General features: G+C 67.8%; 15 protein-coding genes and 1 rRNA gene. 4 read left to right on the plus strand and 12 right to left on the minus strand.

Going from position 1 to position 17,587, the window contains the following annotated elements; genetic code table 11:
* Window positions 1–370: 370 nt before the first annotated feature.
* The 6 genes from ABIA36_RS07100 to ABIA36_RS07125 form a co-directional block, all read right to left on the minus strand.
* Window positions 371–1,894: ribosomal RNA gene (locus tag ABIA36_RS07100) — 16S ribosomal RNA — on the minus strand.
* A gap of 670 nt (window positions 1,895–2,564) precedes the next feature.
* A complete protein-coding gene (gene ccsB / locus ABIA36_RS07105) occupies window positions 2,565–3,647 on the minus strand; it encodes a c-type cytochrome biogenesis protein CcsB (protein ID WP_369961579.1) in 1,083 nt (360 codons plus the stop codon).
* A 10-nt stretch (window positions 3,648–3,657) separates the two neighbouring features.
* Window positions 3,658–5,283, minus strand: coding sequence for a cytochrome c biogenesis protein ResB (locus ABIA36_RS07110; RefSeq protein ID WP_369961580.1), 1,626 nt, complete (start codon window positions 5,281–5,283; stop codon window positions 3,658–3,660).
* Window positions 5,267–6,004, minus strand: coding sequence for a cytochrome c biogenesis CcdA family protein (locus ABIA36_RS07115; protein ID WP_369961581.1), 738 nt, complete (start codon window positions 6,002–6,004; stop codon window positions 5,267–5,269). Before ABIA36_RS07115 ends, ABIA36_RS07110 begins: the two co-directional genes overlap by 17 nt.
* Window positions 6,005–6,006: 2 nt before the next feature.
* Window positions 6,007–6,627: a TlpA family protein disulfide reductase gene (locus ABIA36_RS07120; RefSeq protein WP_369961582.1), complete on the minus strand. Its 621-nt coding sequence runs from the start codon at window positions 6,625–6,627 to the stop codon at window positions 6,007–6,009.
* Entirely contained in the window at window positions 6,624–7,331 is a 708-nt protein-coding gene (locus ABIA36_RS07125) for a histidine phosphatase family protein (RefSeq protein WP_369961583.1), read from the minus strand. Before ABIA36_RS07125 ends, ABIA36_RS07120 begins: the two co-directional genes overlap by 4 nt.
* 106 nt (window positions 7,332–7,437) lie before the next feature.
* Between ABIA36_RS07125 and aspS the strand changes: the two genes are divergently transcribed.
* Window positions 7,438–8,766 carry an aspartate--tRNA(Asn) ligase gene (aspS, locus tag ABIA36_RS07130; protein WP_369961584.1) on the plus strand — a complete coding sequence of 443 codons (1,329 nt, stop codon included), beginning with the start codon at window positions 7,438–7,440 and terminating at the stop codon, window positions 8,764–8,766.
* On the opposite strand, the gene ABIA36_RS07135 is transcribed toward aspS, so the two are convergent.
* Complete coding sequence (locus tag ABIA36_RS07135; RefSeq protein ID WP_369961585.1) at window positions 8,690–9,442, minus strand: RadC family protein; 753 nt, start codon at window positions 9,440–9,442, stop codon at window positions 8,690–8,692. The two genes, aspS and ABIA36_RS07135, sit on opposite strands and share 77 nt — an antisense overlap.
* Window positions 9,443–9,571: 129 nt before the next feature.
* Between ABIA36_RS07135 and ABIA36_RS07140 the strand changes: the two genes are divergently transcribed.
* Window positions 9,572–10,777 (plus strand): acetyl-CoA C-acetyltransferase, encoded by a 1,206-nt coding sequence (locus ABIA36_RS07140; RefSeq protein WP_369961586.1) that lies wholly within the window; start codon window positions 9,572–9,574, stop codon window positions 10,775–10,777.
* A gap of 101 nt (window positions 10,778–10,878) precedes the next feature.
* Here the strand turns inward: ABIA36_RS07140 and ABIA36_RS07145 are convergent, their stop codons facing one another.
* From ABIA36_RS07145 to ABIA36_RS07155, 3 genes are read right to left on the minus strand one after another with little or no spacing between them, the layout of a single operon-like run.
* On the minus strand, window positions 10,879–12,003 hold the full coding sequence (locus tag ABIA36_RS07145; protein ID WP_369961587.1) for a bifunctional 2-methylcitrate synthase/citrate synthase: 1,125 nt from the start codon (window positions 12,001–12,003) through the stop codon (window positions 10,879–10,881).
* A 58-nt stretch (window positions 12,004–12,061) separates the two neighbouring features.
* A complete protein-coding gene (gene prpB / locus ABIA36_RS07150; RefSeq protein WP_369961588.1) occupies window positions 12,062–12,961 on the minus strand; it encodes a methylisocitrate lyase in 900 nt (299 codons plus the stop codon).
* On the minus strand, window positions 12,961–14,532 hold the full coding sequence (locus ABIA36_RS07155) for an MmgE/PrpD family protein (protein WP_369961589.1): 1,572 nt from the start codon (window positions 14,530–14,532) through the stop codon (window positions 12,961–12,963). Before ABIA36_RS07155 ends, prpB begins: the two co-directional genes overlap by 1 nt.
* Before the next feature lie 31 nt (window positions 14,533–14,563).
* Here ABIA36_RS07155 and ABIA36_RS07160 point away from each other — a divergent pair, with 31 nt between their 5' ends.
* On the plus strand, window positions 14,564–15,202 hold the full coding sequence (locus tag ABIA36_RS07160) for a LysE family translocator (RefSeq protein WP_369961590.1): 639 nt from the start codon (window positions 14,564–14,566) through the stop codon (window positions 15,200–15,202).
* Window positions 15,203–15,218: 16 nt separating this feature from the next.
* Here the strand turns inward: ABIA36_RS07160 and ABIA36_RS07165 are convergent, their stop codons facing one another.
* Together ABIA36_RS07165 and ABIA36_RS07170 are read right to left on the minus strand one after the other, a co-directional pair.
* Entirely contained in the window at window positions 15,219–15,749 is a 531-nt protein-coding gene (locus ABIA36_RS07165) for a YbhB/YbcL family Raf kinase inhibitor-like protein (RefSeq protein ID WP_369961591.1), read from the minus strand.
* A 10-nt stretch (window positions 15,750–15,759) separates the two neighbouring features.
* Entirely contained in the window at window positions 15,760–16,548 is a 789-nt protein-coding gene (locus ABIA36_RS07170; RefSeq protein ID WP_369961592.1) for a polyprenol monophosphomannose synthase, read from the minus strand.
* Between the two features lie 81 nt (window positions 16,549–16,629).
* Here ABIA36_RS07170 and ABIA36_RS07175 point away from each other — a divergent pair, with 81 nt between their 5' ends.
* Window positions 16,630–17,517, plus strand: coding sequence for a rhodanese-related sulfurtransferase (locus tag ABIA36_RS07175; protein ID WP_369961593.1), 888 nt, complete (start codon window positions 16,630–16,632; stop codon window positions 17,515–17,517).
* The last annotated feature ends 70 nt before the right edge of the window (window positions 17,518–17,587 follow it).

Raw genomic sequence — 17,587 nt, forward strand, 5'->3', positions numbered from 1 at the left:
TGATCATCTTTGTGACTCGAACCCGAAGGTTCGAATCTAAGATGCTCGCGTCCACTGTGTAGTTCTCAAAGTACGGGCGGTACCTTCTCCGCCGGCCCAGTTATGGCCGACCAGAAAAGGTCCAGAGGATTCGGTTCTCATCCGAGTGGATGAGGTCCGGTCCCTCAGGACCCAACAGCGTGCATGTGCGGGGCTTCCAAGTCCGAACCGTTCCTATCCCGAAGGATGTACTGAGTTCGAGCCGTTCGGCTCCGCACCAATGTCAATGTTCCACCCATGAGCTAACCGGCTGAGACCCAGTCTTACCGAAGTGATAAGTACTGTCTCAGATCCGGCGCCTGGACACCCGAGGGTGCCAGATGCTCCTTAGAAAGGAGGTGATCCAGCCGCACCTTCCGGTACGGCTACCTTGTTACGACTTAGTCCTAATCACCGATCCCACCTTCGACAGCTCCCTCCACAAGGGTTGGGCCACTGGCTTCGGGTGTTACCGACTTTCATGACTTGACGGGCGGTGTGTACAAGGCCCGGGAACGTATTCACCGCAGCGTTGCTGATCTGCGATTACTAGCGACTCCGACTTCATGAGGTCGAGTTGCAGACCTCAATCCGAACTGAGACCGGCTTTTTGGGATTCGCTCCACCTTACGGTATTGCAGCCCTTTGTACCGGCCATTGTAGCATGCGTGAAGCCCAAGACATAAGGGGCATGATGATTTGACGTCATCCCCACCTTCCTCCGAGTTGACCCCGGCAGTCTCCTATGAGTTCCCGCCATTACGCGCTGGCAACATAGAACGAGGGTTGCGCTCGTTGCGGGACTTAACCCAACATCTCACGACACGAGCTGACGACAACCATGCACCACCTGTTTACGAGTGTCCAAAGAGTTGACCATTTCTGGCCCGTTCTCGTATATGTCAAGCCTTGGTAAGGTTCTTCGCGTTGCATCGAATTAATCCGCATGCTCCGCCGCTTGTGCGGGCCCCCGTCAATTCCTTTGAGTTTTAGCCTTGCGGCCGTACTCCCCAGGCGGGGCGCTTAATGCGTTAGCTGCGACACGGAAACCGTGGAATGGTCCCCACATCTAGCGCCCAACGTTTACGGCGTGGACTACCAGGGTATCTAATCCTGTTCGCTCCCCACGCTTTCGCTCCTCAGCGTCAGTTACGGCCCAGAGAACTGCCTTCGCCATCGGTGTTCCTCCTGATATCTGCGCATTCCACCGCTACACCAGGAATTCCATTCTCCCCTACCGCACTCTAGTCTGCCCGTACCCACTGCAGGCCCGAGGTTGAGCCTCGGGTTTTCACAGCAGACGCGACAGACCGCCTACGAGCTCTTTACGCCCAATAATTCCGGACAACGCTCGCACCCTACGTATTACCGCGGCTGCTGGCACGTAGTTAGCCGGTGCTTTTTCTGCAGGTACCGTCACTTTCGCTTCTTCCCTACTAAAAGAGGTTTACAACCCGAAGGCCGTCGTCCCTCACGCGGCGTTGCTGCATCAGGCTTGCGCCCATTGTGCAATATTCCCCACTGCTGCCTCCCGTAGGAGTCTGGGCCGTGTCTCAGTCCCAGTGTGGCCGGTCACCCTCTCAGGCCGGCTACCCGTCGTAGGCTTGGTGGGCCGTTACCTCACCAACTACCTGATAGGCCGCGAGTCCATCCTTGACCGAAGTTCTTTCCACGCACAGGAGATGCCTCCGTGCGTCATATCCGGTATTAGCTTCCGTTTCCGGAGGTTATCCCAGAGTCAAGGGCAGGTTACTCACGTGTTACTCACCCGTTCGCCACTAATCCCCTAGAGCAAGCTCCAGGTTCATCGTTCGACTTGCATGTGTTAAGCACGCCGCCAGCGTTCGTCCTGAGCCAGGATCAAACTCTCCGTAAATGTTTAGCTCCAAGTCGCAAGCGACTGGAAACATAGTGCGGGGTCAGAGAGGAAATATCTCGTCTCCCGCGAGTTTGTCTTGACTAGTTTCGAATATCTACTGACATTCTGTTTCTAATCCAAAGGAATCTCATGCATCGACTTTCAGACCGAGGTCTTCGGGTCAATGCCGAGGTTTTTGGCATTTGACATTGTGCACGCTGTTGAGTTCTCAAGGATCGGACGCTCTCACCTTCAACCCTCTCGGGTTTCTCTGTGAGGCAACTTCTCTACCTTACCACTCTCAGTCAGTTTGTCAAGTCGGCCGTTTCGCGCTCTTTCGTTCATCCATCGTGGGATACATCCGATTTGCACGAACCGAACCGGTTAGACCTGCTCAGTGAGTGGGGTGTTAATCCTAAGCGCAGCAAAGCAACTCTTTCAAGTTGAGTTTTGCCGCTAGGCTAAGGATTCGGTCCCGCTTGAGGCCGGGGAGCTCTTCCGCTCTCCCGCACCTTTGGGGTGACAAGTAAGTACTTTACGCAGGCCTCCGGGACGTCGCAAATTCCGAGTACATCCCGGGCGTGTCGCAGGCCCGGATCCGCGTGATTCCGCGGAAGTCGCCCCCTGAGACGCGAAAACGCGGCCGCCCGGGAAGGGCGACCGCGTCAGGCGGAGGGGCGGAATCCGATCAGGATCCGAGCCCCGAGTAGGCGTGCAGTCCGTGGAAGAACACGTTGACCACGCCGAAGTTGAAGAGCACCGCGGCGAAGCCGATGATCGCGAGCCACGCGGAACGCGATCCGCGCCAGCCGCGGGTCGCACGCGCGTGGATGTAGCCGGCGTAGATCACCCAGATGATGAACGTCCAGACTTCCTTGGTGTCCCAGCCCCAATACCGGCCCCACGCCTTCTCGGCCCAGATGGCTCCGGCGATCAGCGTGAAGGTCCAGGCGATGAAGCCGACGATGTTGATCCGGTACGCCAGGTTCTCGAGAGCGACGGCGCTGGGAAGGGTCGCGAGGAACCGGAACTGCTGCGGCTGCGACTCCGCGATCTGGCGTTCGCGCCGGTACTGCAGGAGCTGGAGCCCCGACAGCGCGAAGCCGAGCGCGAAGAATGCCGTGCCCAGCACCGCCACGATGATGTGGATCACCAGCCAGTACGACTGCAGCGCCGGCTGCAACGGGACCACCGGGACGTAGTACCGCAGCAGCGCGATCCCCTGGAGCACCAGGACCAGACCGATGATGAAGGTGCCGAGGTACTTGATGTCCCACTTGAGGTTCGAGACCAGGAAGACGCCGACGATGACCAGCGTGCCGGTCAACGAGAACTCCCACATGTTGGCCCACGGCACCCGGTCGGCGGCGATGCCGCGCAGGACCGTGGCGATCAGGTGGAAGCCCCAGCCCACGATGGTGAAACCGAACGCCCACTTGATCGACGCCGACGAGGCGGCGCCGTTCATCACGTCGTCCTCGAGCCGCGTGCTGATCCGGGAGGACAGCCGGCCGAGCGCAGACGAGGGCGGTGCGACGGGAGGCGCTTCCGCTCCACCGCCGGACCCGGACATCCGCGCGGCCGTGGCCCCCACCGGTTGGGCGACCTCCGCCCGGCGCGCGACGGCGCTCGGGACGACCGCGGCCTCCTCGGCCGTGGCTCTGGCTCCTCTGCGGGCGAGGTCGAGCGCGAACGCGATGAACGCGGCCGCGTAGAACCCCATCGCCACATAGATGAAGACCGTGGACAACTGGGACAGGGTTTCGGTCACGAGTGCAAGCCTAATTCTTCGGGGTTCGGGTGAGGAGTGCGGTGTGCTCGTCGGCGACGGCGGTCACAGCCGCAAGGAGGTTGGGGTCCTCACCACGGGCGAGGCCAGCGTACTCCAGGGTCAGGGAGCCGTCGGGGTTCTCCACTGCTTTGACCCAGATGCGACGGCGCGGCACGAAGAGCGACGTCAGCAGGCCGCCCAGGATCAGGATCGCGAAGAGCAGCACCCAGCCCTGGGCCGGGTCGTGGTGCACGTCGAGCGACGCGTAGCGCTTGACGTCGCCCATCGAGATCGTACCGAGCCCGCTCGGGAGCTCGACCGTCTGGCCGGGCTTCAACTGCAGGGCTTTGGTCTTGGTGCCGGGGCCTGCGAGCTGGGTCATCTTGTCGGTGTTCAGGCTGTACACCGATTGCGGGACGCCGCTGTCGACACCGAGGTCGCCGGCGTACACGTTGAGACTGAGGACGGGATCGTTGAGGCCGGGGAACGTCGAGGTCAGGGCGCCGGCGGCGGTCGCGCTCTTGCCGACCGTCGGATAGAAGAAGCCGACCATGCCGACCTGCTCGCGGAGCCCGTCGGGCACCTTCACCCAGCCGAGCGACGTGAGCTGCGCGTCCTCGGCGATGAACGGCACCGAGTCGCTGAACACCACCTTGCCGTGCGGATCCCGGACGGTGATGGTCGGCGCATAGCCGTTGCCGAGGAGGTAGACGTTGGTACCCCCGATCGCCAGCGGATCGTTGACCTTGATCGTCGACGACCCGGAGGTGTCCCCCGGCCCGTTAGTCGTCACCTTCGCGGTGTAGTCGAGCGGGGTGCCCTTGGCGTTCGGGTTCTTGGTCTCGTACGCCACATCCAGGCTGTCGACCCGGATGGAGAACGGCTCGAGCGACCCGTCGGAGAAGAACCGCCCCGGGTTGAACGAGTTGTACGACGGCAGGCTGTTGACGAAGCTCTGGCCGACGACCACGACCTTCTGGCCGGTGTAGCCGAATCCTCCGCCGATACCGACGGCGAACAGCACGCCGAGCAGGGCGATGTGGAAGACGAGGTTGCCGGTCTCCCGCAGGTAGCCGCGCTCCGCCGACACCGACGTCGAGCGCGCGTCCTGGTAGAGGGAGACCCGGTAGCGCGAGCGACGGAGCACCTGGCGGGCCGAGTCGATCGGGTCCGGGGCGTCGGCGCGCAGCTCGGCCGGGAGGATGCGCGCCTGGAAGGCCGACATGCGGGTGAGCCGGACGGGCGTGCGCGGGGGCCGGGCGCGGAGGGCGCGGAAGTGGTGCGCGGTCCGCGGGATGATGCAGCCGATCAGCGAGGCGAACAGCAGCAGGTAGATGGCCGAGAACCAGAACGACGTGTAGACGTCGAAGAGCTGGAACTTGTCGAGCACCGGCGCGAGCTGCGGGTTGTCGCTGAAGTACTTGGTGACGCCGTTCGGGTCCGCCCCGCGCTGCGGGAACAGCGAGCCGGGCACGGCCGCGATGGCGAGCAGGAGCAGCAGGAACAGCGCGGTGCGCATGCTCGTGAGCTGGCGCCAGGCCCAGCGCAGCCAGCCGAGCGGGCCGAGCTTGGGCTGGACGACGTCCGGGTCCTCGCGGGGCGGCGCGACGTCGATGTGGTCAGATGGCCGGCTCAAATCCGCGGATCACCTCCAAGAACTGGGACATGAAGTCGGTCCACAGGCCGGAGGCCATCAGTACTCCGATCACGACGAGCAGCGCGCCACCGATGATGTTGACCACACGGATGTGCCGCTTGACGAACGCCACCGAGCCGGCCACCCAGTCGAAGCCGAGCGCTACGAGGAGGAACGGGATGCCGAGACCGACGCAGTAGAAGAGTCCAAGCAGGGCACCTCGCCATGGTGAGCCCGAACCGACACTCAACGAGAGGATCGCCGCGAGGGTCGGGCCGATGCACGGGGTCCAGCCCAACCCGAACACCACACCGAGCAGTGGGGCCCCGATGAGGCCGGTCGCCGGACGCCAGGTGGGCTTGATCGTGCGCTGCAGGAACGAGAACTGGCCGATGAAGACGAGGCCCATCACGATGACGAGCACGCCGAGCACCTGGATGACCACCTCCTGCCAGCGGATCAGCCAGCTCCCGAGCGCACCGAAGGCGGCGCCGTAGGCGATGAAGACGACGGCGAAGCCGAGGACGAACAGCGCGACCCCGGTCAGGACGCGGCCGCGGTCGCGCTTGGCGCCGGGGTCACTGATTCCGCCCACATAGGCGAGGTAGCCGGGCACGAGCGGGAGCACACAGGGCGATGCGAACGAGACCAATCCCGCGAGGAGCGCTATGGGGAGTGCGAGCAGGAGCTGGCCGCTGAAGACGATCTGACCGACGTTCACGGTCACTTCCCGGCCACGGCGTCGGAGATGAGCGAGTCGAGGATGCTCTTGTCCGGGATCGCGCCGAGGATGCGGGCGGCCACGCGGCCCTGCTTGTCGATCACGATGGTGGTCGGCGTGGCCTTGGGGGGAACGGTCTTGCTGAAGGCGAGGAGGACGCTGCCGGTGTCGCGGTCGAGGACGGAGGGGTAGGTCACGCCCTTGTCCTGCTCGAAGCTGGCAGCGGTGCTCGCGGAGTCGTAGAGGTTGACGCCGAGGAAGCTGACGCCCTGCGACGCGTACTTCTGGGACAGGGACTGCAGGTCGGGGGCCTCCACCCGGCACGGCGGGCACCCCGCGTACCAGAAGTTCACGACGAGGACCTTGCCGGCGTAGTCCTTCGAGGACACGGCGGTGCCGTCGGCGAGTTTGCCGGAGAAAGCGACGGGGGCGCCGCGGCTCGCCGCCGCGTACTCGCTCACGCTGCCGTCGCCGGCGATGTAGTTCTGGCCGTTGCCGGAGCGGTACTGGGTGGCCAGGGCGTCGTTGGAGGTGCAGCCCGACAGCAGCAGCGCGGTGGCTGCGGCGGCCGCAGGAAGAAGGAGCGCCAGGCGGCGGCGAACGGAGGGTCGGACGGCGCTCACACGGCCCCCACATCGGTGGCGGCGGTGATGAGGCTGCCGGCGGGCTCGGCGTAGCCGGTCTCGACCACCCGGACGACGGGAGGTGCGTTCGGGTCGACCGGGACGGCCTCCTCGCCGGGGCGCGGCTGGGGAGCCGGCGCCGGCTCGGTGGTCCGCTCGAAGGTGGTGATGCTGGAGAGCGCGCAGCGCCGCTTGCGCGGGTCGTGCGGGAAGCTCTCCCCCGCCGCGGAAAGGTGCATGACCCAGATCGGGAGCTGGTGGCTGACCAGGACGACGTCGCCGGACTCGACCGAGTCGAACGCGTCGTCGACGGCCTCCTTCATCCGCTTCTCGATGCTGGTGTAGGCCTCCCCCCAGCTCGGCCGGGGCGGGTAGACGAGGAACGGCCAGTTGACCGGATTCTTCAGGGCACGGCGCATGTTGGTGCCCTCGAAGTGGTTGGTGGGCTCGATGATCCGCTCGTCGACCTCGGGCTCCAGGCCGAACGCCGCCGCGATCGGCGCCATCGACTCGCGGGTGCGCTGCAGCGGCGACATGCGCAGCAGGGACACCGGCCGGCCACGGGCCAGGAGGTCGTCCGCGGCGGCCTGCGCCATCCGGTGGCCGAGCTTGGACAGCCCGAAGCCCGGCAGCCTGCCGTACAGGATGCCGTCGGGATTGAACACCTCTCCATGACGGACGAGATGGACCTGGCTTGCTACCACCGCTCCAGTCTACGGAGCGGCTTGCCTTGAATTCACTGAGCGTGGGAGTGCGAGGCAGGCCGCGGGGCCTCTCCGGCGGTATGTGCGGGCGGTAGGCTTGTCGATCGTGACCGCACGCGTTTTGATCAAAGACCTCGCCGCCCTGCCCGACGGCCCCGTGAGCGTCGCCGGATGGGTCGAGACCGTCCGGGACCAGAAGAAGGTGCAGTTCGTCGTGCTGCGCGATGAGTCGGGCGCAGTCCAGCTCGTCAATCCGCGCACGGTCGGCGAGGACGGCACCGTGGTCGCCGACGAGCCCGCGACGACCATCTCCGGTCTGTCGCAGGGGTCGTTCGTGCGCGCCACCGGCGAGCTCAAGCACGACGAGCGGGTCAAGCTCGGCGGCATCGAGATCAAGCTGAACACCCTCGAAGTCGAGACGGCCGCCATCCCGGAGACGCCGATTGCCGCGGACAGCGGCATCGACAAGCGCATGGACTGGCGCTTCCTCGACCTCCGCGAGCCGAAGCACAACCTGATCTTCCGCGTTCAGACCACGCTCGAGCACGCGATGCGGCAGTACTGGGTGGACAACGGCTTCATCGAGATCCACACGCCGAAGCTGATGGCGTCGGCCTCGGAGTCGCGCGCGGAGCTGTTCGAGCTGCCCTACTTCGAGACGACCGCCTACCTCGCGCAGAGCCCGCAGATCTTCAAGCAGATGGCGCAGGCGGCCGGGTTCGGCCGGGTGTTCGAGATCGGCCCGGCGTTCCGCGCCGACCCCAGCTTCACCAGCCGGCACGCGACGGAGTTCACGAGCGTGGACACCGAGCTGAGCTGGATCGACAGCCACGAGGACGTCATGAAGGTGCACGAGGACCTCCTCGTCGCCGGCTTCACGGCGGTCAAGGAGAAGCACGGCGCGGAGATCGAGGCGCTGTTCGGCGTCGAGGTGACCGTACCGACGACTCCGTTCCCGCGCATCCCGCTGGCCGAGGCGAAGCGCATCGTCGCCGAGCACGGGTACGAGGTGCCGCGCGCGGACGACGACATGGACCCCGAGGGCGAGCGCCGGATCTCCGCGTACGTGAAGGAGACCTACGGCCACGAGTTCGTGTTCCTCACGGACTACGCGTCGAGCATCCGGCCGTACTACCACATGCGTCACGCCGAGGACCCGTCGATCACCAAGAGCTACGACCTGATCTTCAACGGCGTCGAGATCTCCACGGGCGCTCAGCGCGAGCACCGCGTCGACATCCTCGAGGAGCAGGCCGCGGACAAGGGTCTCTCGGTGGAGGAGCTGGAGGACGTGCTCGCGACCTTCCGCTACGGCATCCCGCCGCACGGCGGGTTCGGGATGGGGCTGGCGCGTGTGCTCATGCTGATGCTTCACCTCGCCAACCTGCGCGAGACGACCTATCTCTTCCGCGGACCGACGCGACTGACCCCGTAGCAGAGAGCGCGGTCCACTGCTCTCCCGCCACCAGGATGTGGCCGAGGAAGCGGAGCCCGATGGTCGCGGCCGCCTGATCGAGCCTGCGGGTGAGAACGGTATCGGCCACGGACGGGTCGAGCGACCCCGACGGATGGTTGTGCGCGACGGCGAAGGACCGTCCGCCGCGGGTGAGGACGGCCTGAAGGATGTCGGCGGGCTGGATCGACCGCTCGTCGACGCCTCCGTCGCGGACGAGCACCAGCTCCAGCGGCCGGGCCGCGCGATCGGCGACGACCACGACGAAGCGCTCACTGTCGCGATGAAGCAGCTCGGGCCGGACGACCTCCGCGATGGCCTCGTGGTCGACCAGCCGCGTCCACGAGGATGACCGCCCGGCGCGGCGCCAGATCTCGATGATGGCGACGAGCCGCCCTGCTGTCGCGGGGCCGACGCCCGGCAGGGTCTCCAGCCGGGCGAAGTCCATCGTCGCGAGTCCGGGGAACCCGCCGCAACGGGCCAGGATGGCGCGCGCGAGGGACAGGACATTCCGCCCCATCTGGCCGGAGCCGAGGACGAGGGCGAGGACTTCGTCGTCGGTGAGCGAACCGACACCGAGCCGGCGCATCCGCTCGCGCGGGCGGTCGTGACTGGGTACATGGGAAAGGGGCTCCTCTACGGTTTCCGGCTCGGACATGCGTCCACGCTAGGAAGCCCACGGGGTCGTTCGTGGCCGATCGTCTCAATCTGTGGAGAACTGGCCAGCGGCCTCCACCTGTGGATGACAATGGTGGAGAGAATCGACCGACGAAGGAGTCGCCCCGCAATGACCAGCACCCTCCCCGAACCCCGCCCCTACGATGTCGTCATCCTCTCGGCCGCGCGCACGCCGCTCGGCAAGGTCACCGGCGCGCTCGCGAGCCAGACCGCCGTGCAGCTCGGCACCATCGCGCTGCGGAAGGCGATCGAGCAGTCCGGGATCCAGGCGTCCGACATCGACACCGTGATCTTCGGTCAGGTGCTGCAGGCCGGCGCGGGCCAGAACCCGGCCCGGCAGACGGCCATCGGCGCTGGTATCGGCTGGGATGTGCCGGCGACGACGATCAACAAGGTGTGCCTGTCCGGGCTCGCGGCCGTGATCGACGCCGCCCGGCTCATCCGCGCCGGCGAGGCGACAGTGGTGGCCGCCGGCGGTCAGGAGTCGATGACGAACGCGCCGCACATCCTGCCGGGATCGCGGAAGGGCTGGACGTACGGCTCGCTCGAAGCGTTGGACACGGCAGCCTACGACGGGCTGACGGATGCGTTCGACAAGATTTCGATGGGCGCCTCCACCGAGGGCTACACGGAGAAGCTCGGGCTCACGCGCGAGGCACAGGACGCGTTCGCCGCGTCGTCGCACCAGCGTGCGGGAGCCGCGGCGGCCTCCGGGGTGTTCGCGGAGGAGATCGCACCGGTCAGCATCCCGCAGCGCAAGGGGGACCCGGTCGTCGTGTCCGCGGATGAGGGCGTACGGCCGGACTCGACGGTGGAGGTGCTCGCCAAGCTGCGGCCGAGCTTCGCGGAGGGCGGGACGCTCACGGCCGGTAACTCGTCGCCGCTGAGCGATGGAGCGGCGGCGCTCATCCTGACGTCGCGGGAGAACGCCGAGCGGCTGGGACTGGAGTGGCTGGCGGTGGTCGGTGCCAGCGGGCAGGTCGCGGGGCCGGACAATTCCCTGCACTCGCAGCCGTCGAACGCGATCAACGCGGCGCTGAAGCGGGCCGGGTGGAGCGTCGACGACCTGGACCTGGTGGAGATCAACGAGGCTTTCGCCGCGGTGGCGCTGCAGTCGACGGCGGACTTGGGCCTCGATGCGGAGAAGGTCAACATCCACGGTGGTGCGATCGCGCTCGGGCACCCGATCGGGGCGTCCGGGGCGCGGCTGGCGGGGCATGCGGCGCATGAGCTGGCGCGGCGCGGGTCCGGACGGGCGGCTGTGGCGCTGTGCGGCGGCGGTGGGCAGGGGGACGCGCTGCTGCTGTGGCGGTGACAGCGGAGGAGGTCACCGCGCGGAGAGGCTGAAAAGCAGTCAACGGAGGAGATCAGGCCCGGAAGGGGCTGGTCTCCTCCGTTGTTCGCGGCGGGGCGCGGTCAGGGGAGGTGGCGCTCGGCGGGGCCGGTGTAGAGGGAGAGGGGGCGGATGAGGGAGTTGGCGGCGTACTGCTCGAAGATGTGGGCGGTCCAGCCGGTGACACGGGCCGCGGCGAACAGCGGGGTGAAGGTCTCGGTGTCGAAGCCCATCAGGTTGTAGGCCGGCCCGGACGGGTAGTCCAGATTGGGCTTGATGTTCTTGCGGTCGCCCATCGCCTGCTCGAGCGCGTTGTAGAGGTCGAGCATGTCCTGGCGGTCGTAGTGCTCGACCAGGGTCTCCAGCGAGGCCCGCATAGTGGGGACGCGCGAGTCGCCGTTCTTGTAGACGCGGTGGCCGAAGCCCATGATCTTGCGCTTGCCGGCGAGGGCCTCGTCGAGCCACGCCTCGGCCCGGTCGGCGCTGCCGATCTCGTCGAACGCGTGCATGACGGCCTCGTTCGCGCCGCCGTGCAGCGGGCCCTTGAGCGCACCGATCGCGCCGGTGACGGCGGAGTAGACGTCCGACAGCGTGGAGGCGATCACGCGTGCGGTGAACGTGGAAGCGTTGAAGGAGTGCTCGGCGTACAGCACCAGCGAGACGCGGAAGGCGTTCACGACCACGTCGTCCGGCACCTCGCCGAACGTCAGCCAGAGGAAGTTCTCCGCGTAGTCGAGATCGTCCCGCGACTCGACCAGGTCCAGGCCGTGGCGACGGCGCTGGATGTAGGCGACGATCGTCGGGAGCTGGGCGAAGAGGTGCACGGCGCGGCTGAGGTTGAGCTCGGGGTCGAGGATGCCGTTCGGCTGCTCCAGGGTCGGGTCCATCCCGCCGAGCTGGCTCACCGCGGTGCGCAGGGCATCCATCGGGTGCGCGGAGACGGGGATGTCGTCCAGTACGCGGCGGGTGCGGTCGTCCAGACGGCGCAGGCCGCGCTCCAGCTTCTGGAAGTCCGCCAGCTCCTCCGGCGTCGGCAGTTCACCGTGCCACAGCAGCCAGGCGACCTCCTCGAACGAGCACTTCGCGGCCAGCTCCTGCACCGGGTAGCCGCGGTAGAGCAGCGAGTTGGTCTGCGGGTTGACGGACGAGATGGTCGTGGTGTCCACGACGACGCCGGCGAGGCCCTTGTGGATCTCGGGGTCGGTCATTGTGCTGCTCCTTCGCTGCTGTGGTCGTGACTCGTGCTGGACGCGGCGTGAGCAGTGCTCAGCGGCGCACCTCGAAGTTGTAGACAGAGGTGTCGAACGCGTTGTAACCCTCGTAGTCAATCAGGTCGTAGAGTTCCGCGCGATGCTGCATCGACCCGAGCATCGGCTCCAGGGTGCCCTCGGAGAGGACCTGGTCGAGACCGCGCTCGGCGGCGCCCATCGCGAGGCGGAGCAGTGAGACGGGCCAGATGACGATGTTGACGCCGATGTCGCGGAGCTGGTCGACGGTGAAGAGGTCGCTCTTGCCGAACTCGGTCATGTTGGCGAGGATCGGCACGTCCACGGCCGAGCGGATCGCTGCGAACTCGGACAGGTCGGCCATCGCCTCCGGGAAGATCGCGTCGGCGCCGGCGTCGACCAGTGCTTTGGCCCGGTCGATCGCGGCATTCAGGCCCTCCACGGCGCGGATGTCGGTGCGCGCCATGATGAGCAGGTTCGGGTCGCGCCGGGCATCGGCGGCGGCGCGGATGCGCTTGAGCGCGGTGTCCTCGTCCACGACCTGCTTGCCGTCGAGGTGGCCACAGCGCTTGGGGTTCACCTGGTCCTCGATATGGAGGCCGGCGACCCCGGCGTCCTCCAGCGTCTGCACGGTGCGGGCGACGTTCATCGGCTCGCCGAAACCGGTGTCGGCGTCGACCAGCGTCGGGAGGTCGGTCATCCGCGAAATCTGGGCGGAGCGGCCGGCCACCTCCGTCAGCGTGGTGAGCCCGATGTCCGGGAGGCCGAGCTCGGCGGACAGCACGGCGCCGGAGATGTAGACGCCCTCGAAGCCTTTGCGCTCGATGAGGCGCGCGCTCAGCGGGTTGAAGGCGCCGGGCATCCGGACCAGCTCGCCGGACGCCAGCCGCTTGCGGAAGGCGACGCGCTTCTCGTGCACGGGAATGGAGGAGTACAGCATCAGAACAGTCCTCTCGGCGCGGGGACGCCGGCCAGCAGGCCAGGGCGCGCGGTGATGGTGAGGCCGCCGAGCTCGGCGGCGGAGAGCTCGGGGAGACGCTCGGCCAGGGCGAGGAAGCGCTCGATCTCGGCCTCCTCGAGCACGTCGGCCGCGAGGGAGCGGAACTTGGCGACGTAGTCGGCGCGGGCGAAGGGCCGGGCGCCGAGCGGGTGGGCGTCGGCGACGGCGATCTGGTCCTCGATCACGCGGCCGTCGGCGAGCGTGATGACCACGCGGCCGCCGAACGCTTTCTCAGCGGGGTCGATCGAGTGGTAGCGGCGGGTCCACTCCGGGTCCTCGGTCGTGGTGACCTTGCCCCAGAGCGCGACGGTGTCGGGACGGGCGGCGCGGGTCGGGAGGTAGGACTCCACGTGGTGCCAGCCGCCGTCCTGCAGTGCGACGGTGAAGATGTACGGGATGCTGTGGTCGAGCGTCTCGCGGGAGGCGGTCGGGTCGTACTTCTGCGGGTCGTTCGCTCCCGAGCCGATCACGTAGTGGGTGTGGTGCGAGGTGTGGATGACGATGCTCTCCACACGTTCGGGGTCGGCGGCCTCCGGGTGCTCCTTGTGGAGCCTGCGGGCGAGGTCGATCCAGGCCTGCGCCTGGTACTCGGCCGAGTGCTCCTTGGTATAGGAGTCGAGGATGGCGCGCTTGGCCTCTCCGGCCTCCGGCAGCGGCACGTCGTAGGACGCGGACGGGCCGTCGAGCAGCCAGGCGATCACGCCGTCCTCGCCCTCGTAGATCGGCGTCGGGCTGGTCTCGCCGCGCATCGCCCGGTCGATCGCCTCGACGGCCATCTTGCCGGCGAACGCGGGGGCGTGCGCCTTCCAACTCGAGATCTCGCCCTTGCGCGACTGGCGGGTGGCTGTGGTGGTGTGCAGGGCCTGGCCGATGGCCTGGAAGATCGTCTCCGCCGGGAGGTGCAGCAGCGTGCCGATGCCGGCGGCGGCGCTCGGGCCGAGGTGGGCGACGTGGTCGATCTTGTGGGCGTGCAGGCTGATCGCCTTCGCGAGGTCGATCTGGATCTCGTAGCCGGTCGCGATGCCGCGGACCAGGTCGCGGCCGGTCAGCCCGAAGGCGCGGGCGGCGTGCTGCGCGACGGCGGTGATCGGCGGGATGTTGTCGCCGGGGTGCGAGTACTCGGCGGCGAGGAAGGTGTCGTGGTAGTCGAGTTCGCGCACGGCGACGCCGTTCGCCCAGGCGGCCCACTCGGGGCTGACCCGCAGCTGCTGCGATTCGCCGAAGACGGTCGAGCCGTCCTGCGGGTGCTCGGTGGAGGAGGTCAGCTCCTCCAACTCCGCGGTCGGCAGGGGGTGCGCCAGCGCCTGCGAGCGCGCCGAGACGACGGGCCTGCGGGTGAGGGAGGCGGCGGCCACCGCGGCGTTGTCGATGACGCGGTTGATGACCATGTCGGCGACCTCGGAGTCGACCTCGACCGGGTCGGCGGCGACCTCCGCGATCTTCCAGGCGAGCTGGTCCTGACGGGCGAGGTTCTCGTCACTTCTGTGCACACGAACGTTGTGGAGCTTCACGTAACGAACCTACCTCCCCTACGCTCCTGCTATGGTCCCGGCGCCCTCCCTGCTCGCGTTCGCGCTCGCGTCGATCGCGCTCATCGTCATCCCGGGGCCGAGCGTGCTGTTCGTGATCGGCCGGTCGCTGGCGCTCGGGAGACTCGGCGGCCTGCTCAGCGTGCTGGGCAACGCGCTCGGGATGCTGCCGCTGGTGGTCGCCGTCTCGCTCGGGATCGGGGCGCTCGTCGCGCAGTCGATGGTCGCGTTCACGATCGTGAAGTTCGCGGGCGCGGCGTACCTGATCTACCTCGGGGTGCAGGCGATCCGGCACCGCAGGCACACGGCGGTCACGCACGAGGCGACGCCGCCGCGGCGCTCGCACTGGCGCATCATCGGCGAGGGCATGCTGGTCGGGTTGACCAACCCGAAGTCGCTGGTGATCTTCGTGGCGGTGCTGCCGCAGTTCGTCGACTACCAGGCGGGCGGGATCCCTGCGCAGCTGTTCGAGCTCGGGGTGGTGTTCCTGCTGCTGGCGTTGACGTTCGACAGCGTGTGGGCGCTCGCCGCAGGGACCGCCCGGGCGTGGTTCGGGCGGTCCCCGAAGCGGGTCGAGCGGCTCGGCGCGACCGGCGGGGTGCTGATGATCGGGCTCGGCGGCATCCTCGCGCTGACCGGGAACAAGCACTGAGCCGGGCGCGGGCGGCCTAGATGTCCCCCGCGGTCGCGACCGGGACGATGACGGCGCGGCCCAGCGAGTGGAAGTGCGCGTTGAAGCCGAGGATGGCCGGCGTCGACTCCGGGTCGAGGTCGAGGTGGGCGACATCGAGCGCGTGCACGACGATGTTGTAGTGGTGCGTGCCGGTTCCGGGAGGCGGCCCCGCGCCGGTGAAGCTCTTCGAGCCCAGCTCGTTGGAGAGCATGGCGGCACCCTGCGGGAGGCTCGCGCCGCCCTGGGCTCCCGCGCCGGACGGCAGCGAGGTCACCGAAGCCGGGATGTTGTAGACGGCCCAGTGCCAGAATCCCGAGCCGGTCGGGGCGTCCGGGTCGTGGATGGTGACCGCGAAGCTCTTCGTCTCAGCGGGGAACCCGCTCCACGAGAGCTGCGGAGAGATGTCGCCACCGCCTCCGCCCGCGCCCCATTGCGCGCGGTCCAGCGGGCGGTCGTCGGCGACATCGTCGCTCGTGACGGTGAACTGAGGAACGGCGCCGAAGCGCTCCAGCGGATCTTTCGACATGGCGCACACGCTACGCCTGCTGTGTGGTCTCCGTGACGGTCGCGGGGACGGGACGGCGGCGGAAGCGGCGCGGGAGGCCGACGATCCCCCAGCCGGTGACGCGGAGCATGGCCTCGGCGACGATGTTGCCGCTCATCTTGGAGACGCCGTGCTCGCGCTCGACGAACGTGATCGGCACCTCCACGACCGCGAGGCCGGCGTCGTATGCGCGGCGCAGCATGTCGATCTGGAAGCAGTAACCCTGGCTCTCGACGTCCTCGAAGTGGATGCGGCGCAGCGCGTCGGCGGTGAACGCGCGATAGCCGCCGGTCACGTCTTTCGCCGGGACGCCCAGCCAGAGGCGGGAGTACGTGCTGCCGCCCTTGGAGAGGAACCGCCGGCGAGCCGGCCAGTTGACCACACCGCCGCCCTCGACCCAGCGGGAGCCGAGCACGAGGTCGGCGCCGACCGCCCCGTCGCCCTGCGGGAGCTGACGGAGCGCCGCGAGCAGGGAGGGGAGCTCCTCCGGGCGGTGCGAGCCGTCCGCGTCCATCTCGACGACCGCGTCGTACCCGGCGTCGAGCGCCCAGGCCATCCCGGCACGGTAGGCGGCGCCGAGGCCCTCCTTGCCGGCGCGATGCAGCACCTTGACGTTGGCATCGGTCGCGGCGAGCGCATCCGCGATCTCGCCTGTGCCGTCCGGCGAACCGTCGTCGACCACGAGGACGTCGACCTCCGGCGCCGAGGCGCGGATCCGCCCGACCACGGGTCCGATGTTCTCCCGCTCGTTGTACGTGGGGAGGATGACGATGGTTCGCATACAACCACTCTGGTCCATTCCGCTGAACGGATGACGAACGAATCTGTCTGTTCTCGCAGTCGCCGCTGCTAGCATCCCCCGGTGCCCGTCGCGAAAGTCCTCCTGTTCTACGCCTTCGCACCGCTGCCGGACCCGGACGCGGTGCGGCTGTGGCAGCGCGACCTGTGCGAGGCGCTCGGGCTGCGCGGGCGCATCCTCCTCTCGCCGGACGGCATCAACGGAACCGTGGGCGGGGAGCTCGGCGCGCTCAAGCGATACCTGCGCAAGACGAAGGAGTACGCGGCGTTCCGCGACCTCGACGTGAAGTGGAGCGAAGGGTCGGGGCTCGACGACACCGGCGGGAGCCTGGACTTCCCGCGGCTCTCGGTGCGCGTGCGCGAGGAGATCGTGTCGTTCGGTGCGCCGTCGGAGCTGCGGGTGGATGCGTCGGGCGTCGTCGGTGGCGGCGAGCGGCTCGATCCGGACGCGCTGCACGACCTCCTGGAGACGCGCGACGACGTGGTCTTCTTCGACGGGCGCAACCGGTTCGAGGCCGAGATCGGCCGGTTCCGCGGGGCCGTCGTGCCCGACGTGGCGACGACCCGCGAGTTCGTCGCGGAGCTCGAGAGCGGGAGGTACGACCACCTCAAGGACAAACCGGTCGTGACGTACTGCACCGGCGGGATCCGGTGCGAAGTGCTGTCCGGGCTGATGCGGTCGCGCGGATTCGGCGAGGTCTACCAGCTCGACGGCGGCGTGGTCCGCTACGGCGAGCGCTTCGGCGACGACGGACTCTGGGAGGGGTCGCTGTACGTCTTCGACGGGCGCGGGTCGGTGCGGTTCTCGGATCATGCCGCGGTGGTCGGGCGCTGTGCGGGGTGCGGGGCGGCGACCGAGCGGATGCGGAACTGCAGCGACGCGTCGTGCCGAGAGCAGATGGTGGTCTGCGAGGAGTGCGGCGTGCTGGAGTGCGCGGCGCACGCGGCGTGACGCGGGGGCAGTCCGCGGTCGTCCGCAGTAGCCCGCGGTAGTCCTCCACAGGCTGCGGGATCGGCGCGTT

It is taken from the genome of Leifsonia sp. EB34, from assembly GCF_041260585.1.
Taxonomy (GTDB): Bacteria; Actinomycetota; Actinomycetes; order Actinomycetales; family Microbacteriaceae; genus Leifsonia.

Excerpts from the sequence above, each read along its gene's own strand:
- ABIA36_RS07135 (WP_369961585.1), bottom strand. The coding sequence starts at position 9,442 with ATGTCCGAGCCGGAAACCGTAGAGGAGCCCCTTTCCCATGTACCCAGT.
- ABIA36_RS07140 (WP_369961586.1), top strand. The coding sequence starts at position 9,572 with ATGACCAGCACCCTCCCCGAACCCCGCCCCTACGATGTCGTCATCCTC.
- ABIA36_RS07145 (WP_369961587.1), bottom strand. The coding sequence starts at position 12,003 with ATGACCGACCCCGAGATCCACAAGGGCCTCGCCGGCGTCGTCGTGGAC.
- prpB (WP_369961588.1), bottom strand. The coding sequence starts at position 12,961 with ATGCTGTACTCCTCCATTCCCGTGCACGAGAAGCGCGTCGCCTTCCGC.
- ABIA36_RS07160 (WP_369961590.1), top strand. The coding sequence starts at position 14,564 with ATGGTCCCGGCGCCCTCCCTGCTCGCGTTCGCGCTCGCGTCGATCGCG.
- ABIA36_RS07165 (WP_369961591.1), bottom strand. The coding sequence starts at position 15,749 with ATGTCGAAAGATCCGCTGGAGCGCTTCGGCGCCGTTCCTCAGTTCACC.
- ABIA36_RS07170 (WP_369961592.1), bottom strand. The coding sequence starts at position 16,548 with ATGCGAACCATCGTCATCCTCCCCACGTACAACGAGCGGGAGAACATC.